This window comes from Phycicoccus sp. 3266, assembly GCF_031456495.1.
In the GTDB taxonomy this organism is placed as follows: domain Bacteria; phylum Actinomycetota; class Actinomycetes; order Actinomycetales; family Dermatophilaceae; genus Pedococcus.
Genome location: NZ_JAVDUW010000003.1, coordinates 271,096 through 289,968, shown reverse-complemented (window position 1 = coordinate 289,968; position 18,873 = coordinate 271,096). Strand labels below are relative to the sequence as shown.

Below are 18,873 nucleotides of genomic sequence, written 5' to 3'. Positions count from 1 at the left end.
CCCGCCCGGCCCCGCTCCGGGGCCACGTCCCTGCCAGCCACCTCGCACCGCCAGGAGGACTCCATGACGAGGAAGCCCGAGGGGTCCTCCGTGCTCTGCGGACTGCACCCGGACGACGTCGTGCGAGTGCTGGTGGAGCAGCACGACCTGCTCCGGGGGGCCTTCGCGCTCGTCCGCGAGAGCACGGGGACCGCACGCGCCCAGGCATTCTCGGACCTGGCCCACCTCCTGACCCTGCACGAGTCACTCGAGGAGCAGGTGCTGCGCCCTGTGACCGTCGAGATCGGCGAGGTGGACGTCGCCCGGGCGCGCCTGTCCGAAGAGCTCAGGGCCCAGGCCGTGCTCGCACGTCTCATGGACCTGGACGCGGACTCGGACGAGTTCGACCTGGCGCTCGGGCAGCTCGAGGCCTCCGTCCTGGACCACGCCGGCATGGAGGAGGCGGAGGAGCTCCCGGCGGTCCTTGCTGCCGTCGACGAGGATGTTCGGCGCGAGCTCGGCCGGGCCGTGCGGATGGCCAGGACAGTGAGCAGCTGACGCCGACGTCACGTGCTGGGACGAGAAGCGCTTGTCCCGTGCCGGAGTAGAAGCGCTTCTCCCGGGTAAGACCCGGCAATGCGAGTACTTGGCGTCAACGCCCTCTTCCACGACCCGGCCGCCGCGCTGGTGGTCGACGGTGCCGTGGTCGCCGCCGCCGAGGAGGAGCGCTTCTCCCGGCGCAAGCACGGCAAACGTCCTGTGCCTTTCGCGGCCTGGGAGCTGCCCGAGCAGTCGATGCGGTGGTGCTTGGCGCAGACAGGGCTCTCGCCCGGCGACCTCGACGCCGTCGCCTACTCGTTCGACCCCGCCCTGGCCAAGCCTGCCGGCGACATGGGCCTGCACGACCCCTGGGACAACATTCGGCTGATGTATGCCGAGGCTGCGCCCGGCTTCATTGCTGAGGCCCTGCCGGGCCTGGACCGCGATCAGGTCCGCTTCGTGCCGCACCACGTCGCGCACGCCGCGTCGGCGGCGCTGGCTGCGCCGCTGACAAAAGAGGGACGCCCTTGCAGCGTGCTCGTCCTCGACGGGCGCGGCGAGCAGGCATCGCACCTGGCCGGCCGCTACGAGCACGGCCGCCTCGAGGTGCTCGCCCAGCAACAACTCCCCCACTCGCTGGGCCTGCTCTACGAGTCGCTCACGGAGCACCTCGGGTTCCTCCGTTCCAGCGACGAGTACAAGGTCATGGCATTGGCGTCGTACGGCAGCCCGCGACACCTCGGTCGCCTCCGCGACGTCGTGCGCACGACACCGGACGGCGGCTTCGAGGCGCCGGTCCCGGACTGGACCGAGATGGCACCACGACGTTCCGGTGGCGAGACCGACTGGCCCCAGGAGTACGCCGACCTGGCCTGCTCGGTGCAGGCGCGCCTCGAGGAGGTCCTGGTGGAGCTGGCGCAGTGGCTGCACGAGCGGACCGGTGACGACGCCCTGACCATGGCCGGAGGCATCGCCCTCAACTGCGTGGCGAACAGCCGCATCTGGCGCGAGACGGCCTTCGAGCAGGTGTGGGTACAGCCGGCCGCAGGTGACGCAGGGACCGCCCTCGGCGCCGCCCTGCAGGTGGTTGCCGACGACGGGACGCTGGCGGAACCGATGCACACCGCCGCCCTCGGACGCGGCTTCGCCGCCGAGGACCTCGCGGCGGAACTGCGGCGGGCGGCTCTGCCCTTCACCACGCCGCGGGATCTCGCTGGCGACGTGGCCGATGTCCTCGCCGGCAACGGGGTGGTGGCCTGGTTCGACGGCCGGAGCGAGTACGGACCGCGGGCGCTGGGCCACCGGTCGCTGCTCGCCCACCCCGGCTACGCCACCAATCTCGAGCGGCTCAACGACGTCAAGGGCCGCGAGCAGTTCCGGCCGGTCGCGCCCATGGTGCTCGCCGAGCGGGCGGCCGAGCTGTTCGACGAGGGCCCCATCCCCAGTCCGTACATGTTGTTCGTCCACCGCGTCGCCGCGGAGTGGCGCGACCGGATCCCCGCGGTCGTGCACGTCGACGGCACCGCGCGCATCCAGACGGTCGACGACGACACGACACCGCACGTCGCGGCCCTGTTGCGCGCCTTCGAGCAGCGCACCGGGCTGCCCGTCGTGGTCAACACGAGCCTCAACACCGCCGGCCGGCCGATGGTCGACACCCCGCGCGAAGCCCTCGAGCTGTTCGGTTCGGCACCCGTCGACGCCCTCGTACTCGGTCCGCACGTCGTGCGCCGCGCCGACCTGGCCACCGGAGTGGCGCGGTGACGCGGGCGGCGTCGGCATATGCGGTCGTCATACCCACCGTCGGCCGCCCCAGCCTGCGCACCGTGCTGCAGTCGCTCTCCGAGCAGCAGGGTCCCCATCCCTGCGAGGTCGTCGTGGTCGACGACCGACCCCTCCTCCGCGACGAGCAGCAGATGGGCGACTTGTCGGCCGAGCTTCCCCCGGGCCTGGACGGGGTGCGGATCCTGCGCGGCTTCGGACGCGGGCCGGCCGCCGCGCGGAACCTCGGCTGGCGTGTCGTCGACGCGCCGTGGGTGGCCTTCCTCGACGACGACGTCGAGCTGCCACCCGAGTGGAGCGCGCGGCTCGTCGCGGACCTCGGTGGCGCGACGCCGGACGTCGGCGCCGTCCAGGGGCGGCTGCACGTGCCCCTCCCGGGCGACCGCCGACCCACGGACTGGGAGCGCTCGACCGCAGGGCTGCAGCAAGCCCGCGGGGCAACCGCCGACATGGCGTACCGCCGCGAGGCACTGGTCGCGGTGCACGGTTTCGACGAACGCTTCCCCCGCGCATACCGGGAGGATGCCGACCTGGCCCTCCGCGTACGTCGCGCAGGGTGGCGCCTCACCACTGGTGAGCGCGTGGTGAGGCACCCCGTCCGTGTCGAGGGCCCCGGGGTCAGCGTCCGGGTTCAGCGCGGCAACGCCGATGACGCACTCATGCGACGGCTTCACGGCCCGGGTTGGCGGTCGGCCGCGGTGGCCGGTCACGGCCGCCTCCCATGGCACCTCGCTACGGTCGCCGCGGCGGCCACCGCCCTGGCTGCGGGTGTGCTCGCCGTGGCAGGTGAGCGCGGACGCCCTGCGGGTGGTGGACGAGCCGGCACCATCGCGCTGGGCGCCGCAGTGTGCTGGGTAGGCCTCTGGGGGGACTTCGCGTGGCGCAGGATCGCGCCGGGGCCGCGCACCCGGGCCGAGGTCTCGACCATGCTCTGGACCAGCGCCGTCATCCCCGCCGCTGCCGTGCGCCATCGGGTGTCCGGCTGGTGGCGCCACCGCGGCGCCGGCCCCTGGCCGCCGGCGGCCCGCGCCGTCCTGTTCGACCGGGACGGCACCCTCGTCCACGACGTCCCGTACAACGGTGACCCCGAGCGCGTCGAACCCGTCGCCAGCGCCACGTATGCCGTGAGCACCCTGCGCCGGCACGGCATCCGGGTCGGGGTGGTGACCAACCAGTCGGGCATCGCCCGGGGCCTGGTGGACCCTGGCGACGTCGCAGCCGTCAACCGCCGCGTCGACCGGCTGCTGGGGCCGTTCGACACGTGGCAAATCTGCCCGCACGGCCCCGACGAGGGGTGCGCCTGCCGCAAACCGGCCCCCGGCCTCGTGGCCGCGGCGGCAGGCCACCTGGGGGTCCGGCCCGAGGAGTGCGTCGTCATCGGCGACATCGGCAGCGACGTCCTGGCGGCACGGGCCGCCGGGGCCCGGGCCGTCCTGGTCCCGACGGCCAGCACGCGCCCGGAGGAGGTGCGCGACGCCCCCGAGGTGGCCACCGACCTGCGCGAGGCCGTCGACCGGCTCCTGGAGGTGCGCCGTGACTGACCGCGACCCGCACGTCCTCGCCGTCCGGCTCGACGGTCTGGGTGACGTCCTGCTCACGGGTCCGGCCCTGCGCCAGCTCGCAGCTCGAGCCGGTCGACTGGACGTCCTCGCCTCTCCCGCTGGTGCCCCCGCCGCCCGCCTGCTACCCGGGGTCGACGACGTGCTCGTCCACGACGCCCCGTGGGGTGGCTTCACCCCGCCGTCAGTGGTCCCCCGGGTCATGGACGGTCTGCTCCACGAGCTGCGCCGACGTCGCTACGACGAGGCGGTCGTCTTCACGTCGTACCACCAGAGCCCACTGCCGATGGCGTTGCTGCTCAAGTGGGCCGGCGTCTCCAGGGTGTCGGGCACCAGCGACGCATATCCGGGCTCCCTGCTCGACGTCCGGCACCGTCGCGTCGCCGACGGCGACGACCCCGGTACCGGCGGTGGCCACGAGGTGCAGGCGGCTCGTGCCCTGGCCACGGCTGCGGGCTTCCCCGAGCCGCCGGGCGACGACGACCGGCTCCGCATCCGGCCCGTACCGGTCCACGCGGCCGCTGGCCCGTACGTCGTGGTCCATCCCTCCGCCTCGGTTCCGAGCCGCAGCCCGTCGGCCACGCTGGCGGCCGAGGTGGTGGCGGCGCTGCGTCGGGCCGGATGGGACGTCGTGGTCACCGGCCCGCCGGGCGATGCGGGGTCGGCGATCGCCGGCTCACTCGCCGACGCCGACCTCGTCGGGCGCACCACGGTCCCACAGCTGGCCGGCGTGCTCGCCGGTGCCGCGTGCGTCGTGGCGCCCAACACCGGACCCGCCCACCTGGCCGCGGCCGTCGGCACGCCGGTGGTCAGCCTGTTCTCACCCGTCGTCCCGGCGGACCGCTGGGCACCTTGGGGCGTCCCCACCGTCGTGCTCGGCGACCAGGGAGCGCCCTGCCGGGGGACCCGGGCGCGCCGGTGCCCGGTGGCGGGCCATCCCTGCCTGGGCGACATCCGGCCCCAGGACGTGGTCGCAGCGGTGGAACGCCTCGCCGGATCGCCCGGTCGCAGGCCGGACGAGGTCCCCGAGGGACGTGGTGAGGAGGCGCGGGCATGAACGTCCTCCTGTGGCACGTGCACGGGTCGTGGACGACGTCCTTCGTCGCGGGCCGACACCAGTACCTCCTGCCGGTCCTCCCTGACCGGGGGCCCGACGGCCGAGGCCGGGCCCAGACGTGGGACTGGCCGTCCGGCGCTCGAGAAGTGGTCCCCGGGACCCTCCGGGACGAGGACGTCGACGTGGTCGTCCTGCAGCGACCCCACGAGGCCGACCTGGTCGAGGCGTGGACGGGCAGGAGGCCGGGGAGAGACGTGCCTGTGGTGTATCTCGAGCACAACGCGCCGACGGCCCACGCCGTCTCCACTCGCCATCCCTCGCTCGACGACGAGCGCCTCCTGGGCAGCACCGTCGTGCACGTCACCCACTTCAACGCCCTGTGCTGGGACAACGGCACGCAGCCCGTACGTGTCGTAGAGCACGGGATCCCAGACCCGGGGCACCGCTGGACCGGCGAGGACGCCAGCCTCGCGGTCGTGGTCAACGAGCCCATCCGCCGGACCCGGGTGGCCGGCACCGACCTCGTGCTGGACCTCGCTGCGGACCTGCCGCTGCACGCGTACGGCATGGGCAGCGACGAGCTGGGCGCGACGGCCAGCAAACGGGGTCTTCGCGGTCTCTCCCCCGGCACCTGCCACGACGTCAGTCAGGCCGAGCTGCACGAGCGGCTCGGGCGGCACCGGGTCTACCTGCACCCGTACCGCTGGACGAGCCTGGGGCTCTCGCTCGTCGAGGCGATGACCCTCGGTATGCCGGTGCTCGCCCTGTCGACCACGGAGGCTCCCGAGGCCGTGCCGCCGGGGACCGGGGTGGTCACCAACAACCCGAGCCTGCTGCGCGAGGTCGCCAAACGCTGGCTCCACGACCGCGACGAGGCCGAGCGGGTCGGCACCGCCGCCCGCGAGCACGCCCTGCGTCGGTTCGGCCTGGACCGGTTCCTCGCCGACTGGGACCACCTTCTGGAGGAGGCAACCGCATGAGGATCGACATGGTGTCCGAGCACGCGAGCCCGCTCGCGGCCCTCGGCGAGGCCGACGCAGGTGGCCAGAACGTACACGTCGCGGCACTGGCCAGGACGCTGGGCAGCCTGGGTCACGAGGTGCGCGTCTACACGCGCCGGGACGACCCCGACGCCGCGGAGCGAGTGCCGCTGTCGCCCGGGGTGTCCGTCGTCCACGTGCCGGCGGGCCCGGCCCGTCCCGTCCCCAAGGACGACCTCCTGCCGCACATGGACGAGCTGGGTCGGTGGATGGCGCGGGACTGGCGTCGCCACGGACGACCCGACGTCGTCCACGCGCACTTCTGGATGTCCGGGCTCGCCGCCCTGGGGGCCGCCCGCGGGAGCTCGGTGCCGCTGGTCCAGACGTTCCACGCGCTGGGCACGGTGAAGCGCCGGCACCAGGGCTGCGCCGACACCAGCCCGGCGGCGCGGGTCGAGCTCGAGACGCGAATCGCTCGGGAGGTCGACCTCGTGGTGGCGACGTGCCGCGACGAGGTGGCCGAGCTGGCGGCGATGGGCCTGGACCGGGCCGGGGTGGTGGTCGTCCCCTGCGGCGTCGACACCCGGCGGTTCACGCCCGCCGGGCCCCGGGCTGCCGCGGCACGTCCCCGGTTGCTGCTCGTGGGACGGATGGTGCCGCGCAAGGGGTTCGACGACGCCGTGAGGGCCCTTGCCCACCTGCCCGGAGTCGAGCTCGTCGTGGCCGGCGGCCCCCCGCGGGAGCGACTCGAGCAGGACCCCGAGGCGGAGCGCCTGCGCACCTTGGCGCGCGAGTCCGGGGTGGCCGACCGTCTCCTGCTCTGGGGTCAGGTGGAGCACGACGCCATGCCTGCGGTGTACCGCTCCGCCGACATCGTGCTGGCCGTGCCCTGGTACGAGCCGTTCGGCATCACCCCGCTCGAGGCCGCCGCGAGCGGGCGCCCGGTGGTCGGCGCCGCCGTGGGCGGCCTGCTCGACTCGGTGCAGGACGGGGTCACCGGCACCCTCGTGCCCCCGCGCGACCCTGAAGCCATCGCCCGTGCGGTCGCGCAACTGTTGGACGACCCGGACCGCGCTGAGGCCATGGGCAGGGCCGCACGACAGCGTGCCGTGGAGAGGTTCGACTGGTCGACGGTGGCCGCGCAGACGTTCGCGGCCTACCAACGCGTCGTCGCCGCGCGGCACAAGGGCGTGAGCGCCCCGCCCGCCACCGCGCCCGTGGGGTGCGAGTGGCTGGACGCCCATGTGCGCGAGGTGGCTCGGGCGATGGAATCGCTCTGCGCCCAAGGCGACGTGCTGCGCCGGTGGGGCGACCATCTCGCCACAGCGCTGTCGGCGGGGTCCCGCGTGCTCGTGGCCGGCAACGGCGGCAGCGCGGCCGAGGCACAGCACCTCACCGCCGAGCTCGTCGGCAGGTTCCGGGAGGACCGCCGGCCCTTCTCCGCGCTCGCCCTCACCGCCGAGACGTCGTCACTGACTGCCATCCTCAACGACTACGGGCCGGACGAGGTGTTCGCCCGGCAGGTGGAGGCGCACGGGCGTCCGGGCGACGTCCTCGTCCTGCTGTCGACCAGCGGGTCCAGCAGCAACGTGCTGCACGCCGCCAAGCGCGCCCGGGACCTCGGCCTCGTCGTGTGGGGCATGACAGGTCCGGCACCCAACCCTCTGGCCGCGCTCTGCGACGCGGTCGTAGCGGTGGACGCCCCCTCCACCGCAGCGGTGCAGGAAGCCCACCTCATGGCCGTGCACGGGCTGTGCGCCGTGTTCGACCAGGCGTTGACGCGCCCAGCACGTGCGAGCGACGAGACCGCGACGTCGCCCGCCCTGGCCACTCCCGGCGCGGCGGCGCGCCGATGAGCCGCAGCCCGCACCTCCTGGTCGTCGGCGACGTGGTCCTCGACCGGGACCTCGACGGCTCCGCGACCCGGCTGGCGCCGGACGCGCCCGTGCCAGTGGTGGACGTCGAGCGCGAGTGGGTGGGCCCTGGGGGCGCCGGCCTCACGGCCCTGCTCTGCCTCGAGGAGGGCGCCCGCGTCACCCTCGTGGCCCCTTGGACGGACGACCCGGCGGGGCGTCGGTGGCGGCGAGCCCTGGAGGTCGCCGGGGCCGAGGTCGTCCCCCTGGGAGCGGTCGGCACGACGCGTGAGAAGACCCGGGTCCTCGCCGACGGGCAGGTCGTCGTCCGGTACGACAGCGGAGGTCCGGCACATCCGCTCCCGGGGCTGCCAGACGCCGTGGAAGACCTCGTCGAGCGGGCGGACGTCGCGCTGGTGGCCTGCTACGGCCGGGGGACCAGCGACCACGAGCAGCTGCGGCCGTTGCTGGCCCGCCGTGCCCGGCACCGGCCCATCGTCTGGGACCCCCACCCGGCGGGTCCGCCACCGGTGCCCGGCGTCACCCTGGCGACGCCCAACCTGGCAGAGGCGCGCCGTGCGAGCGAGGCGACCCAAGGCGCCACCGGTGACGAGCTGGCGGGCCGTCTCGTTCGCGCCTGGGACGCCGCAGGGGTCGCGGTCACCGACGGTGCGCACGGCGCGTGGTTCGCAACCGGTTCGGGTGAGCCCCTCCACGTCCCCGCCGAGCCAGCGGAGGGCGACCCGTGCGGTGCCGGCGACCGGTTCGCGGCTGCTGCCGCCGTGGCGCTCGGTCGCGGTCGGACCCCAGGTGAGGCCGTCACCGGTGCGGTGGCGGCGGCCACCCGCTTCGTCGGGGACGGAGGCGCGAGCGGCTACCGGCGCCGTGCTGGCGCGAGGGATGACGCGCCTGCCACGGCTGAGTCCGCCGCCGCAGCACACGCTGCCGCTCCCGGTCCCAGCAGACCCGCTGCGAGCCGGTCGACCGGGGACTCCGTCACCGAGGTCGTCGCCCGGGTCCGTGCCACCGGGGGCACGCTCGTCGCCGCAGGTGGCTGCTTCGACGGCCTGCACGCGGGCCACGTCCAGTACCTCCAGGCGGCGCGTGGGTTGGGTGAGGGCCTCGTGGTCCTGCTCAACAGCGACGCGTCCGTCCGCCGGCTCAAGGGGCCGAAGCGACCGGTGCACTCGCAGCAGGACCGCGTCCGCGTGCTCCGCGGACTCGCCTGTGTCGACGCCGTGGTCGTGTTCGACGAGGACGGCCCGGAGACCATCCTGCGGACGCTGCGACCTGACGTGTGGGCCAAGGGCGGCGACTACGAGGGCACCGAGCTGCCCGAGGCGCCACTGGTCCGCGGCTGGGGCGGCCGGGTCGTGCTCCTTCCGTACCTGTCCGGCCGATCGACGACAGCGCTGCTGCAGCGGCTGCGCTGACAGCCAACGACCCCGGACCACCCGATCCCGACCGAGGACCGACGAGAGAGAGGTATCCCATGGATGCACGAACCCAGTCCCCCGACGTGACCCCTGGGTCCGGCGGACCTGGCACGGTAATCGTCACCGGTGGCGCGAGCGGGTTGGGCGCGGCCGTCGTCGACGCCGTGCTCGCGGCCGGTGGACGCCCCGCCGTGCTCGACCTCGCCGCACCGCGCGTCGACGTCCCGCACGTCACTGTGGACCTGTCCGACGGCGCCGCCACCGAGTCAGCCCTCGAGCGGCTCGTGGAGCTGGCCGGGCCCCCGGACGCGGTCGTCACGGCAGCGGGCGTCGATGCCTGCGGACCGCTTGAGCGGGTCTCCCGCAAGGACTGGGAGCGCGTCATCGCAGTCAACCTGTTCGGCACGGCCGCAGTCGTCCGAGCCTGCCTGCCCCACCTCATCGAGCGCCATGGCCGCGTCGTCACGGTGAGCTCGACGCTCGGCCTGCGGGCCGTCGGGGACGCGACGGCATACTGCGCGTCGAAGTTCGGGGTCGTCGGCTTCAGCCGCGCCCTCGCCACCGAGCTGGCAGGGAAGGTGGGGGTGACCCTGCTCATCCCCGGAGGGATGCGGACGTCGTTCTTCGACGGCCGCACCGAGCAGTACAAGCCCGGCCCCGACGCGCAGCTGAACGACCCCGCCGACGTGGCCCGGGCGGTCCTCGTCGCGCTCTCCCAGCCGCCCGGTTGCGAGCTGCGCGAGCTGGTCATCGCGCCGTCGACGGAGCCCTCCTGGCCGTGACGCGGATCCTCGTGCTGCGGGCCCTGGGTCTCGGTGACCTCCTCACCGGTGTACCCGTCCTGCGTGGCCTGCGCCGACGCCACCGCGACGCGCGGCTGGTGCTCGCCGCCCCCAGCGCGCTCGGGCGGTGGTTCACCGACCTCGGGCTCGTCGACGAGGTTCTGCCGACCCCCGGTTTGGCACCGCTGCGCTGGTCCGGTCCGCCACCCGACCTGGCCGTCGACCTGCACGGGCGCGGCCCGCAGAGCCACCGCGTCCTGCGGTCCCTGGCACCACGGTCCCTTCTCGCCTTCGCCTGCCCGGGGGCTGGCCACGCCGAAGGGCCGCCGTGGCTGCCGGACGAGCACGAGGTCGACCGGTGGGTCCGGCTGGCCCGTTGGGGCGGGCTTCCATGCTCCGCCGAGGACCTGCGGCTGCCGCGCGACGGTGCACGCGGCACGCAGGTGGTCGTGCACCCCGGCGCCGCCGCGGGGTCGCGGCGCTGGCCGGCGGAGCGCTGGGCCCGGGTGGCCGCCGCGCTGGCCGACGACGGACACCCGGTGGTCGTCACCGGGTCGGCCGCGGAGACCGCCCTGTGCTCCCGCGTGGCCGACCACCCCGGGGTGGTCGACAGGTGCGGCCGCGACGACCTGCCCGCTCTCTCGGGCCGGGTCGCCACGGCCGCGGTGCTCCTGAGCGGCGACACGGGTCCCGCCCACCTGGCGACGGCGCACGGCACCCCATCGGTCGTGCTCTGCGGCCCCGTGGACCCGGCACACTGGGGGCCACGCATCGACCGGCACCTGCACCGGGTGCTGTGGCACTCGCGTCCGGGCGACCCGGCCGGGGATCCCCACGCCGACGATGTCGACCCCCGCCTGGCGCGCACCACGGTGCGTGAGGTTCTGGACGCGGCCCGGGCCTTCCTTCCGGCGCAGCCGGTCGCCTCCGCGCCCGGATGACCGTGCCCCGACGGACGTCCGTACCGGCCTCGGGTCACCGCGGCCCGAAAGCTCGACGCCGCCGCGAGCGAGGCGTCGGCGCGGGATCCGGGCGCCTCCTCAGACTGCCTCGCGGGCCGACCCGTCCTGCGCCTCCCGCGCTCGGAACCACTCCACCGTCCTCCCCAAGCCCTCCTGCCAAGGGACCCGCGGCTCCCAGCCGAGCAGGGCGCGGGCGCGGGTGGTGTCCGGTCGGCGGACGTGGGGGTCGTCGACCGGCCGCTCCACGTGGACGATGGGCGAGCGCGAGCCGGTGGCGGCGATGACGTCGCGGGCGATGTCCAGCACCGTCATCTCGTCGGGGTTGCCCAGGTTGACCGGGCCGGGCGCGGCCGTGGCCGCGAAGGCGAGGATGCCGCGCACGAGATCGCCGACGAAGCACACCGAGCGGGTCTGCAGCCCGTCCCCTGCAACCGTCAGCGGTTCGCCGGCGAGCGCCTGCCGGATGAAGGTCGGGATCGCGCGACCGTCGTGGGGGCGCATGCGTGGGCCGTAGGTGTTGAAGATGCGCACGATGCCGGCGTCGACCCCTTGGGCGGTCCGGTATGCCGTGGCGAGGGCCTCACCAAACCGTTTGCCCTCGTCGTACACCCCTCGCGGGCCGATCGGGTTCACGTGGCCCCAGTAGTCCTCCGGCTGAGGATGCACCTGCGGGTCGCCATACACCTCGGACGTGGATGCGAGGACGAGGCGGGCATCCTTTTCCTTGGCCAGGCCCAGCGCGTGCCACGTGCCCAGCGACCCCACCTTGAGGGTCTCGAGCGGCAGCTTGAGGTAGTCCACCGGGGACGCGGGCGAGGCGAAGTGCAGCACCACGTCGACGGAGCCGGGCACGTGCACGAAGTCCGTGACGTCGCAGCGGACGAGGCGGAAGCGCGACGTGCCCAAGAGGTGCGAGACGTTCGTCGCCGACCCCGTGCAGAAGTCGTCGAGGGCGACGACGTGCGCCCCCGCTCGCAGCAGCGCCTCGCAGAGGTGGCTGCCCAGGAACCCTGCGCCGCCGGTGACGACGACACGCCTGTCCTGCCAGCCCCCGACGGAGTCGGTCGTCATGGTGCGCTCCTCTCGTGCGGCTTCCCGGGCCCGTACCCGTTCTCGAAGACGTCATGCGCGGCCGGATGGCCGCCCGCGGGCCGCATGTGGGCGGCGGACCGCGCGCAGAACGGCATACCGGCACCCGGCTCCGTGGCCGGCGGCGTGAGGGCACCTGCCCCGGGGTACAGGCGGGCCATGCCGAACTCCCCCTCGTCACCCGTGACCGTGGTCATGGCCACGCGCGACCGCCGAGCCGACGCGTTGCTGGCGCTGGCGCACCTCGAGGCGTTGGAGCCACCCAGCCCGCTGGTCGTGGTCGACAACGCCTCGTCCGACGGGACGGCGCAGGCGGTGGGTCGCGCGTTCCCGCACGTGGACGTCGTTCGGCTGGCCGACAACATCGGCGCGTGCGCGAGGAACGTTGGTGCACGCCGCGCGACGACGCCGTACGTCGCGTTCAGCGACGACGACTCCTGGTGGGCCGACGGGGCCCTCGAGCGCGCCGCGACCGTGCTCGATGACCATCCGCGCGTGGCCGTGGTGATGGCACGTCTCGTCGTCGGCCAGCAGAACTCGCTGGACGCGACCTGTGCGCAGATGGCCACGGCGCCGCTCGGGACCCTCGAGGGCACGCCCTACCCTCGCATCGTGGGGTTCTTCGCCTGCGGCACGGTCGTGCGGCGAAGCGCGTTCCTCGCGGTCGGCGGCTTCGACCCCGTGGTGCGTTTCCCGGGCGAAGAGCAGCTGCTCGCGATGGACCTCATGGCCGGGGGATGGCAGCTCGTGCACGTCGACGACGTCGTCGCGCACCATCACCCTCAGCCGCGCGGCGACCGCAGCGACCGGGAATCGGACATCATTCGCTCGCAGCTGCTCACCACCTGGCTGCGAGAGCCCTGGTGGGTGTGCCTCCGCGAGACCGGGCTGGCCACCGCCCGCGCGTGGCGCTCCCCCCAGCACCGGCGGGCGCTCAGGGAGGCGCTCGGCCGGGCCCGAGAGGTGCGCCCACGGCGCCGCGTCGCACCCCCACGCGTCCGCAGGGACGTGGCCCGGGCTCGAGGCTGAGACGCCGGCCACCTGGCGCCGATTACGTGGCGCACAATCGGGTACTGCCACAGCATGCCTCGTGATGCAGGTGGGGTCCGTCACGCTTCGCTGGACGGCCCCCTCGCTCATGCCCACTCGGCGGCTGTGCCGTGAACGCGGGGCACGCGGCCTCGCTCCTGCGGAGCTTGGCAGCCGAGTTGTCCCGCCACCAGCAGTCGTTGGGGATGCCGCGCAGGCTGTGCCTCGCGGCGGGTTCGGTCACACACGCCGGCGGCGTGGCACTGACCCTCGGGTACCCCTCCGCGGAGCGGGTGACCCTGTGCGCGACCGACGACGTGGCGGCACGACTCGAAGACCTCCAGGACGTGCTCGCCCAGGGACCGGGACGACTGGCGTTCACCAACGGGGTCCACGTGCGGGCACTGCTCGACCACGCAGAGGACCCGCGCTGGCCCGAGCTCTCGGGAGCGGTCCGGGACGAGCTCGGACCCGTGGTGGCGGAAGCCTTCCCCATGCGCTCCGGCGGCGAGGTCGTGGGTGTCGTCACCTACCACTTGCAGCCCGGGTCGTCCCTGGCGCTCGACGCCGAGGACTGCCAGCTCGTCACCGATCTCGTCGGCGCGGCCGCGCTCGACCACGACGGTGACCACGAGTGGGGGGCGGTGGCCGGAACCGGCCCGTGGGGGGACCGCTCGGCCATCCACCAGGCCACCGGCATGGTCATGGTCCAGCTCAGGGTGGACGCCACCGACGCGTTGGCGCTCCTGAAGGCTCACGCCTTCACCAGCGGCGAGTCCCTCGCAGCGACGGCGCACCACGTGTTGGACCGCTCCCTCGACTTCCCCACCACCGACACCGGTGAGGGCGGGGCGCCCTGACGTTCCCGTTCTCGGCCACGTCCCTATTGCCTGCCGCCAGTCCCTGGTGACGTGGGGGCGAACCGTCGTCGCCGCCCACGTGCGACGGTTTGCTCCCGGTCCCCGAAACCCGTACTCCCGCGCCGCCCGGCGATTCGGATGAGCACGTGGGTGATGGTGTGCGGGTGGCGGGTGGAACATGTCCTCCGTCCTCCTGGACCCGCGACCCGTTGACGTTGCTTCGAGGCGACACGCGCTCGGCTGGTCCTCGTCGCGACCCGCGGTCGGCGCCTCCCAATTCGCCTGTGCGCATGGGGTCTCGGCGACGACTCGTTTCCCTGCAGCGGGCTGCGGGTACGGGCCGAGGTCGGAGACGACCCATGGCCCAGAGAGGCAGGACGATGACCGAACCGATGACAGAGGGCGGCGCCCGCACGGCGCCCCACGACGAGCCGGTCGGCGCGCCCGTCCGGGCCGGTGAGCCCCCGCGGCGCGGTCGCGCCGACGAGGTCCGCGCCGTGGTCGCCGCCCAGCACCGGCAGCTGCGCGAGCTGGTCGACGCCGTACGGGACGCGGAGCCGGGGCGCGACGAGGCGTTGCCGAGGCTGCTGCGCTACCTCGCGGCGCACGAGGTGGTCGAGCAGAACAGCCTGCACCCGGTCCTCGGCCGTGGGAGCACCGAGCATGGCGAGGTCGGCGCCCGCGTGACCGAGGAGCGCGAGGCGACGGACACCATGGAGCGGCTCGAGCAGCTCGACCCTGGCGGCAAGGACTTCGACCGCGAGTTCGACGCGTGGGCGCGGGCTCTGCTGGCCCACGCGGAGGCCGAGGAGCGCGACGAGCTCGGCACCCGTCTCGAGGAGCTGGACGAGGCGGAGACGACGATGGTCCTGCGCCTCCTGGACCAGGTTGACTCGATTGCTGCCTCCGAGGCCATGCTCGAGCGCATCGCCGGGGGCGGGGGGTTCGCGGCGATGCTCGACGCGGCACGTCTCGAGGTCAGCCGCCGACTCGACTGAGCTCCGGGGCCCGGGCCGGGTGGTGCCGCCTCACCGCTCGAGGCGGAATGCCGCCGGGCGCGAGTCGAAGGGCGCCGAGGCGCTGGCCCGCAGCGCCCGCACGGAGCGCGCCGCGCACCTCACCCGCCCGTCTCCGTAGCGGACTCCGCCACGCGCTCGCGCACCGAGCGCGACCCACGCGGTGACGCCGCGCTCCAGCAGCCACGGGAGGGCCCACACGGCGCTGGTCCTGGGAAACACGTCGCCTCCACCGTGCCGGCGTCGGCCGACCTCCGCTGCCCCCACGGCCACCGCCGCCATCACGACGGACGTCCACGGAGCCATGAGCAGACACAACCCGATGGCCGGCAGGATCATGAGCTCTGCGGCCACCCTGCCGGGCTGCGCCGCGCTGTCGTAGGCCTGCCGGACCCGTTGCGAGCAGAAGTGCGCGGTCGTGGGCGGGAGGCGGGGGACATACGTGTCCGGACGGTCCACGACGACACCGCCGTGGGCCCGCACGGTTCGCGCGAGCTCGAGGTTCTCGAACAGGACGTCGCCGGCGTACCCACCCATCGCGAGGAACGTCGAGCGCCGGAGCGCGCACGTCCCCGGGTGGTCGGCGCCCAGGCAGCGGTTGAGGAGCGTCCGGCCCGTGTCCCACCGGGCGTGCCACGGATAGCTGCTGAAGACGTTCTGGGGCCGCACGAGATCCGCATCCCGCAGGGCGGCCACTACTGTCCGCAGCTCAGCCTCGCCGTACCGCACGTCGTCGTCGGCGACGACGACGTGCTCGTGCCGCGCGATCCGCACACCCGTCAGCACGCCGGCCACCTTGCCGTTGGGAGTGGGCGGCGGGTCGGGAGGCACGTGCCGTGCCACCGACCTGAGGATCACGACGTGGCGGGCGAAGACAGCAGGCGCCGACCCGTCGACGACGGTGACGTCGACCCACCAGGGCAGACCGCGCAGGTACGTGACCAGCGCGTCGGCCGCGCGTGTGCTCTGCTCCTGGCCCCAACGGAGCGGAAGGACGTACTCGGCGCGGACCGCGTCGCCGTCTGGATCGTCGTCCATGTCGTGTCCCCTCGGGCTCGCGGGTGGGTGACGGGGGGATACCCACGTGCCTGCGCTCCAACCGGAGGTTTGGCAAGCCACCGCCGGGGTACTCGGAGGATCTGGGCGCGCACCGCTTCGCGCCGTCCACCAGTGCGACATCCACCACACAGAGAGGAGCCGGCGATGAGTGAAACCCAGTCGTCGACCACCCAGGCCGCCCGTGACGTCGGGGCCCAGGGCAAGGAGGCCGCGAAGGACGTCGCCTCGACTGCCACGGACCAGGCAACGCAGGTCGCGAGGGAGGCCCGCGACCAGGCACGGAACCTGTGGTCGCAGTCCCGCGACGAGCTCTCCGGCCAGGCGAGCCAGCAGCAGTCGCGTATCTCCCAGTCCCTCAAGGGGATTGCTGACGAGCTGCACTCCATGGCGAACAACTCCGAGCAGGACGGGATGGCCACGGGCCTCGTCCGCGAGGCTGCGGGGCACGCGCACAACGCCTCACGCTGGCTCGAGGACCGCGACCCCGCCAGCGTCCTCGAGGAGGTCCGCAGCTTCGCCCGCCGCCGGCCCGGCACGTTCCTCGCCGCGGCTGCGATACTTGGTGTCGTGGGCGGCCGGCTCACCCGGGCGACCGTCGACGAGAAGCGCGACGACTCCTCCAGCAGCAGGCCGGGCAGCTACGCCCCCACCCACTCCACGGCAGGGTTCGGCGCCCCCGCGGGCAGCGGGCCGGCAGGCACGGCCGACGGCTTCCCCACGGCCGGGGTCGAGGCGACGGGGAGCACGGCCGACGGCTTCCCCACGGCCGGGGTCGAGGCGACGGGGAGCACTGCCACCCCCTCCACCACGCCCGTGGCGACGCCGGGCTCCGGCTACGCCGCCGAGGACGACATCACGGCCGGTGGTCCGCTCGGCGACCCCGCGTCCGAGGTCGGCAGTGCGCTCCCGCCCGAGCGCGTCACCGGACCGGTCGGCGCGCCGCGCGACGACGAGGTCCTGCCGTGACCGAGCAGCAGTCCACCCGCGAGGAGTCGCTGCGCTCGCTCGGTGCGCTCGTCTCCGACATCAGCCAGGACCTGTCCACTCTGGTTCGTCAGGAGGTCGCCCTCGCCAAGGCCGAGGCCAAGGAGAGCGCGACCCGCGCCGGCAAGGGCGCGGGCCTGCTCGCCGGCGCCGGCGTGGCCGGCCAGCTGGCCCTCGTGTTCCTGTCCGTCGCCGTCTGGTGGGGGCTCGGGAACGCCATCGGCCGCGGCTGGTCCGGCCTGGTGGTCGCCGTGGTCTGGGCGGTCATCGCCGCGGTACTGGGCCTCGTCGGCCGTGGACAGCTCAAGCAGACCCCCGGACTGCCCCGCACGACGGACACGGTCAAGGACATCCCCGACGCCCTGAAAGGACACCAGACGCCATGACTCAGCCCTATGAGACCACCCCCACCTACGAGGCGACGACGACCACGGTGCCGTCCACGACGTCGACCGACGACCCGGACGCCATCCGGCGCGAGATCGACCGCACCCGCGGTCGCCTCGCCGCCGACGTCGACACCCTCGGCAACTCGGTGAGCCCCTCCCAGGTGGCGCACCGCACCGTCGGCCGGGCCAAGGGCCGCGTCGCCTCCCTCAAGGACAGCGTCATGGGGACCGCCCACGACGTCGCCGGCAGCGCCCAGGACATGGGCAGCAGCGGCGCGGACACGGCACAGCACGCGGTACAGGCGACCGCCGAGGTCCCCCACCGGGCCGCGCAGCGCACCCGCGGCAACCCGCTGGCGGCGGGCGCGGTCGCGCTCGGCATCGGCTGGATCGTCGGCTCGCTCCTGCCCGCCAGTGAGAAGGAGCAGGAGCTGGCGCGGAACGCGCGCGAGCAGGCGCAGCCGCTCGTGGAGGAGGTCAAGTCGGTGGCCCAGGAGGCAGGCCAGAACCTCAAGGAGCCTGCCGCCCAGGCGGCCGGCGCCGTCAAGGAGCAGGCCGCCGCCGGCGTGCAGGAGGTCCGCGACGAAGGCGCCGACAAGGCGCAGCAGGTCAAGGAGTCCGCGCAGGACGCCGCCGGCAGCGCCTCCTCGGACACCTCGAGCACGACCGGCACCTCCGGCACGTCCGGGTACTCCACGGGGTCGACGGGCTCCTCGAGCGGGACCCTCGGGTCCTGACCGACGGCCGTACCACCCCACGGGTGGCCAGGACGGGCTCGGACCGCGTGGTCCGGGCCCGTCCTGCGGCCCACGCCGGCTCCGGGCAGGCTGGGTGACCATGGACGTGTACTCACGACTGCTCCCCACCCGCACGCCGGCCCGGCCGGAAGCCGTCGCCCTGGTGCTGCACGGCGGTGCCAGTCGCGGGCAGGCGATGCGGGTGAGCCCCACCCAGCTGTCGGTCCTGCGCATGGTGCCCATCGCGGGACGCCTCGCGCAGGGGGGCCGCGGACGGCTCGCCGTCTTCCGCCTGCTCAACTCGGCCCGCGGCTGGGACACGCACACGACCCCCGTGGACGACGTGCGGTGGGCGCTGGGCCAGGTGCAGGAGCGGTATGGCGCGGACGTGCCGGTCGGTCTCGTGGGGCACAGCCTGGGAGGGCGTGCCGCGCTGCTGTCGGCGGCTGCTCCGCAGGTGCGGTCGGTGGTGGCCCTGGCCGCGTGGCTGCACCCCCACGAGGCGGTGCCCGCAGCGCCGGGCCGGGACGTCCTGTTCGTGCACGGCGACTCCGACCGCATCGCCAGCCTGTCCAACGCCCGGGCAGCGGCGCGCCGACTCTCGAGCAGCGCGCGGGTGGGGTTCGTCACGGTCGGGGAGGGCAAGCACGCCATGCTCCGGCGGCACCGGGTCTTCGACGGCCTCGCCGCCGACTGGGTGCGCGCGACGCTGCTCGGCGACAGTGTGGGCGACCCCCTCGACCGTGTCCGCGGCGGCGAGCAGCTGCTCGAGGTGTAGTC

Annotated in this window: 18 protein-coding genes; 16 read left to right on the top strand and 2 right to left on the bottom strand. The window is 74.3% G+C overall.

The genetic code is table 11. The features are described 5' to 3' along the window. The first annotated feature begins 63 nt into the window (after positions 1-63). From J2X64_RS15740 to J2X64_RS15700, 9 genes are all read left to right on the top strand, one after another. Positions 64-537 (top strand): hemerythrin domain-containing protein, encoded by a 474-nt coding sequence (locus J2X64_RS15740; RefSeq protein ID WP_310156565.1) that lies wholly within the window; start codon positions 64-66, stop codon positions 535-537. A gap of 78 nt (positions 538-615) precedes the next feature. Next, the gene (locus tag J2X64_RS15735) at positions 616-2,283 is read left to right on the top strand and encodes a carbamoyltransferase C-terminal domain-containing protein (RefSeq protein WP_310156563.1); all 1,668 of its coding nucleotides are present in this window, start codon (positions 616-618) and stop codon (positions 2,281-2,283) included. After that, on the top strand, positions 2,280-3,842 hold the full coding sequence (locus tag J2X64_RS15730) for an HAD-IIIA family hydrolase (protein ID WP_310156561.1): 1,563 nt from the start codon (positions 2,280-2,282) through the stop codon (positions 3,840-3,842). Before J2X64_RS15735 ends, J2X64_RS15730 begins: the two co-directional genes overlap by 4 nt. Beyond that, positions 3,835-4,917, top strand: a complete 1,083-nt coding sequence (locus J2X64_RS15725) for a glycosyltransferase family 9 protein (protein ID WP_310156559.1) — start codon at positions 3,835-3,837, stop codon at positions 4,915-4,917. The genes J2X64_RS15730 and J2X64_RS15725 overlap by 8 nt, the downstream gene beginning before the upstream one ends. Beyond that, on the top strand, positions 4,914-5,897 hold the full coding sequence (locus J2X64_RS15720; protein WP_310156557.1) for a glycosyltransferase: 984 nt from the start codon (positions 4,914-4,916) through the stop codon (positions 5,895-5,897). The genes J2X64_RS15725 and J2X64_RS15720 overlap by 4 nt, the downstream gene beginning before the upstream one ends. After that, positions 5,894-7,753, top strand: coding sequence for a glycosyltransferase (locus J2X64_RS15715; RefSeq protein WP_310156555.1), 1,860 nt, complete (start codon positions 5,894-5,896; stop codon positions 7,751-7,753). The genes J2X64_RS15720 and J2X64_RS15715 overlap by 4 nt, the downstream gene beginning before the upstream one ends. Further along, positions 7,750-9,183 (top strand): PfkB family carbohydrate kinase, encoded by a 1,434-nt coding sequence (locus tag J2X64_RS15710; RefSeq protein ID WP_310156553.1) that lies wholly within the window; start codon positions 7,750-7,752, stop codon positions 9,181-9,183. The genes J2X64_RS15715 and J2X64_RS15710 overlap by 4 nt, the downstream gene beginning before the upstream one ends. A gap of 59 nt (positions 9,184-9,242) precedes the next feature. Then, entirely contained in the window at positions 9,243-9,968 is a 726-nt protein-coding gene (locus tag J2X64_RS15705; protein ID WP_310156551.1) for an SDR family oxidoreductase, read from the top strand. Further along, the gene (locus J2X64_RS15700) at positions 9,965-10,909 is read left to right on the top strand and encodes a glycosyltransferase family 9 protein (protein ID WP_310156549.1); all 945 of its coding nucleotides are present in this window, start codon (positions 9,965-9,967) and stop codon (positions 10,907-10,909) included. The genes J2X64_RS15705 and J2X64_RS15700 overlap by 4 nt, the downstream gene beginning before the upstream one ends. 99 nt (positions 10,910-11,008) lie before the next feature. Here the strand turns inward: J2X64_RS15700 and J2X64_RS15695 are convergent, their stop codons facing one another. Further along, positions 11,009-12,001 (bottom strand): SDR family oxidoreductase, encoded by a 993-nt coding sequence (locus J2X64_RS15695; protein ID WP_310156548.1) that lies wholly within the window; start codon positions 11,999-12,001, stop codon positions 11,009-11,011. Between the two features lie 177 nt (positions 12,002-12,178). Here J2X64_RS15695 and J2X64_RS15690 point away from each other — a divergent pair, with 177 nt between their 5' ends. The 3 genes from J2X64_RS15690 to J2X64_RS15680 all read left to right on the top strand — a co-directional run bounded on the left by J2X64_RS15690 (position 12,179) and on the right by J2X64_RS15680 (position 14,906). Beyond that, entirely contained in the window at positions 12,179-13,048 is an 870-nt protein-coding gene (locus tag J2X64_RS15690) for a glycosyltransferase (RefSeq protein WP_310156546.1), read from the top strand. Positions 13,049-13,305: 257 nt separating this feature from the next. After that, a complete protein-coding gene (locus J2X64_RS15685) occupies positions 13,306-13,908 on the top strand; it encodes an ANTAR domain-containing protein (protein WP_310156544.1) in 603 nt (200 codons plus the stop codon). A gap of 380 nt (positions 13,909-14,288) precedes the next feature. Beyond that, positions 14,289-14,906 (top strand): hemerythrin domain-containing protein, encoded by a 618-nt coding sequence (locus tag J2X64_RS15680; RefSeq protein WP_310156542.1) that lies wholly within the window; start codon positions 14,289-14,291, stop codon positions 14,904-14,906. Positions 14,907-14,936: 30 nt separating this feature from the next. On the opposite strand, the gene J2X64_RS15675 is transcribed toward J2X64_RS15680, so the two are convergent. Next, positions 14,937-15,962 (bottom strand): glycosyltransferase, encoded by a 1,026-nt coding sequence (locus J2X64_RS15675; RefSeq protein ID WP_310156540.1) that lies wholly within the window; start codon positions 15,960-15,962, stop codon positions 14,937-14,939. 165 nt (positions 15,963-16,127) lie between these two features. Between J2X64_RS15675 and J2X64_RS15670 the strand changes: the two genes are divergently transcribed. The 4 genes from J2X64_RS15670 to J2X64_RS15655 all read left to right on the top strand — a co-directional run bounded on the left by J2X64_RS15670 (position 16,128) and on the right by J2X64_RS15655 (position 18,871). Beyond that, positions 16,128-16,949, top strand: a complete 822-nt coding sequence (locus tag J2X64_RS15670; protein WP_310156538.1) for a hypothetical protein — start codon at positions 16,128-16,130, stop codon at positions 16,947-16,949. Beyond that, entirely contained in the window at positions 16,946-17,353 is a 408-nt protein-coding gene (locus J2X64_RS15665) for a phage holin family protein (RefSeq protein WP_310156537.1), read from the top strand. The genes J2X64_RS15670 and J2X64_RS15665 overlap by 4 nt, the downstream gene beginning before the upstream one ends. Further along, the gene (locus J2X64_RS15660; RefSeq protein ID WP_310156535.1) at positions 17,350-18,093 is read left to right on the top strand and encodes a DUF3618 domain-containing protein; all 744 of its coding nucleotides are present in this window, start codon (positions 17,350-17,352) and stop codon (positions 18,091-18,093) included. The genes J2X64_RS15665 and J2X64_RS15660 overlap by 4 nt, the downstream gene beginning before the upstream one ends. Before the next feature lie 100 nt (positions 18,094-18,193). Beyond that, entirely contained in the window at positions 18,194-18,871 is a 678-nt protein-coding gene (locus tag J2X64_RS15655; protein WP_310156533.1) for an alpha/beta fold hydrolase, read from the top strand. Positions 18,872-18,873: the final 2 nt, after the last annotated feature.

Coding starts and splice junctions, on each gene's coding strand:
- J2X64_RS15740 (WP_310156565.1), top strand. CDS start 64: ATGACGAGGAAGCCCGAGGGGTCCTCCGTGCTCTGCGGACTGCACCCG.
- J2X64_RS15735 (WP_310156563.1), top strand. CDS start 616: ATGCGAGTACTTGGCGTCAACGCCCTCTTCCACGACCCGGCCGCCGCG.
- J2X64_RS15720 (WP_310156557.1), top strand. CDS start 4,914: ATGAACGTCCTCCTGTGGCACGTGCACGGGTCGTGGACGACGTCCTTC.
- J2X64_RS15715 (WP_310156555.1), top strand. CDS start 5,894: ATGAGGATCGACATGGTGTCCGAGCACGCGAGCCCGCTCGCGGCCCTC.
- J2X64_RS15710 (WP_310156553.1), top strand. CDS start 7,750: ATGAGCCGCAGCCCGCACCTCCTGGTCGTCGGCGACGTGGTCCTCGAC.
- J2X64_RS15705 (WP_310156551.1), top strand. CDS start 9,243: ATGGATGCACGAACCCAGTCCCCCGACGTGACCCCTGGGTCCGGCGGA.
- J2X64_RS15695 (WP_310156548.1), bottom strand. CDS start 12,001: ATGACGACCGACTCCGTCGGGGGCTGGCAGGACAGGCGTGTCGTCGTC.
- J2X64_RS15690 (WP_310156546.1), top strand. CDS start 12,179: ATGCCGAACTCCCCCTCGTCACCCGTGACCGTGGTCATGGCCACGCGC.
- J2X64_RS15680 (WP_310156542.1), top strand. CDS start 14,289: ATGACCGAACCGATGACAGAGGGCGGCGCCCGCACGGCGCCCCACGAC.
- J2X64_RS15675 (WP_310156540.1), bottom strand. CDS start 15,962: ATGGACGACGATCCAGACGGCGACGCGGTCCGCGCCGAGTACGTCCTT.
- J2X64_RS15670 (WP_310156538.1), top strand. CDS start 16,128: ATGAGTGAAACCCAGTCGTCGACCACCCAGGCCGCCCGTGACGTCGGG.
- J2X64_RS15660 (WP_310156535.1), top strand. CDS start 17,350: ATGACTCAGCCCTATGAGACCACCCCCACCTACGAGGCGACGACGACC.
- J2X64_RS15655 (WP_310156533.1), top strand. CDS start 18,194: ATGGACGTGTACTCACGACTGCTCCCCACCCGCACGCCGGCCCGGCCG.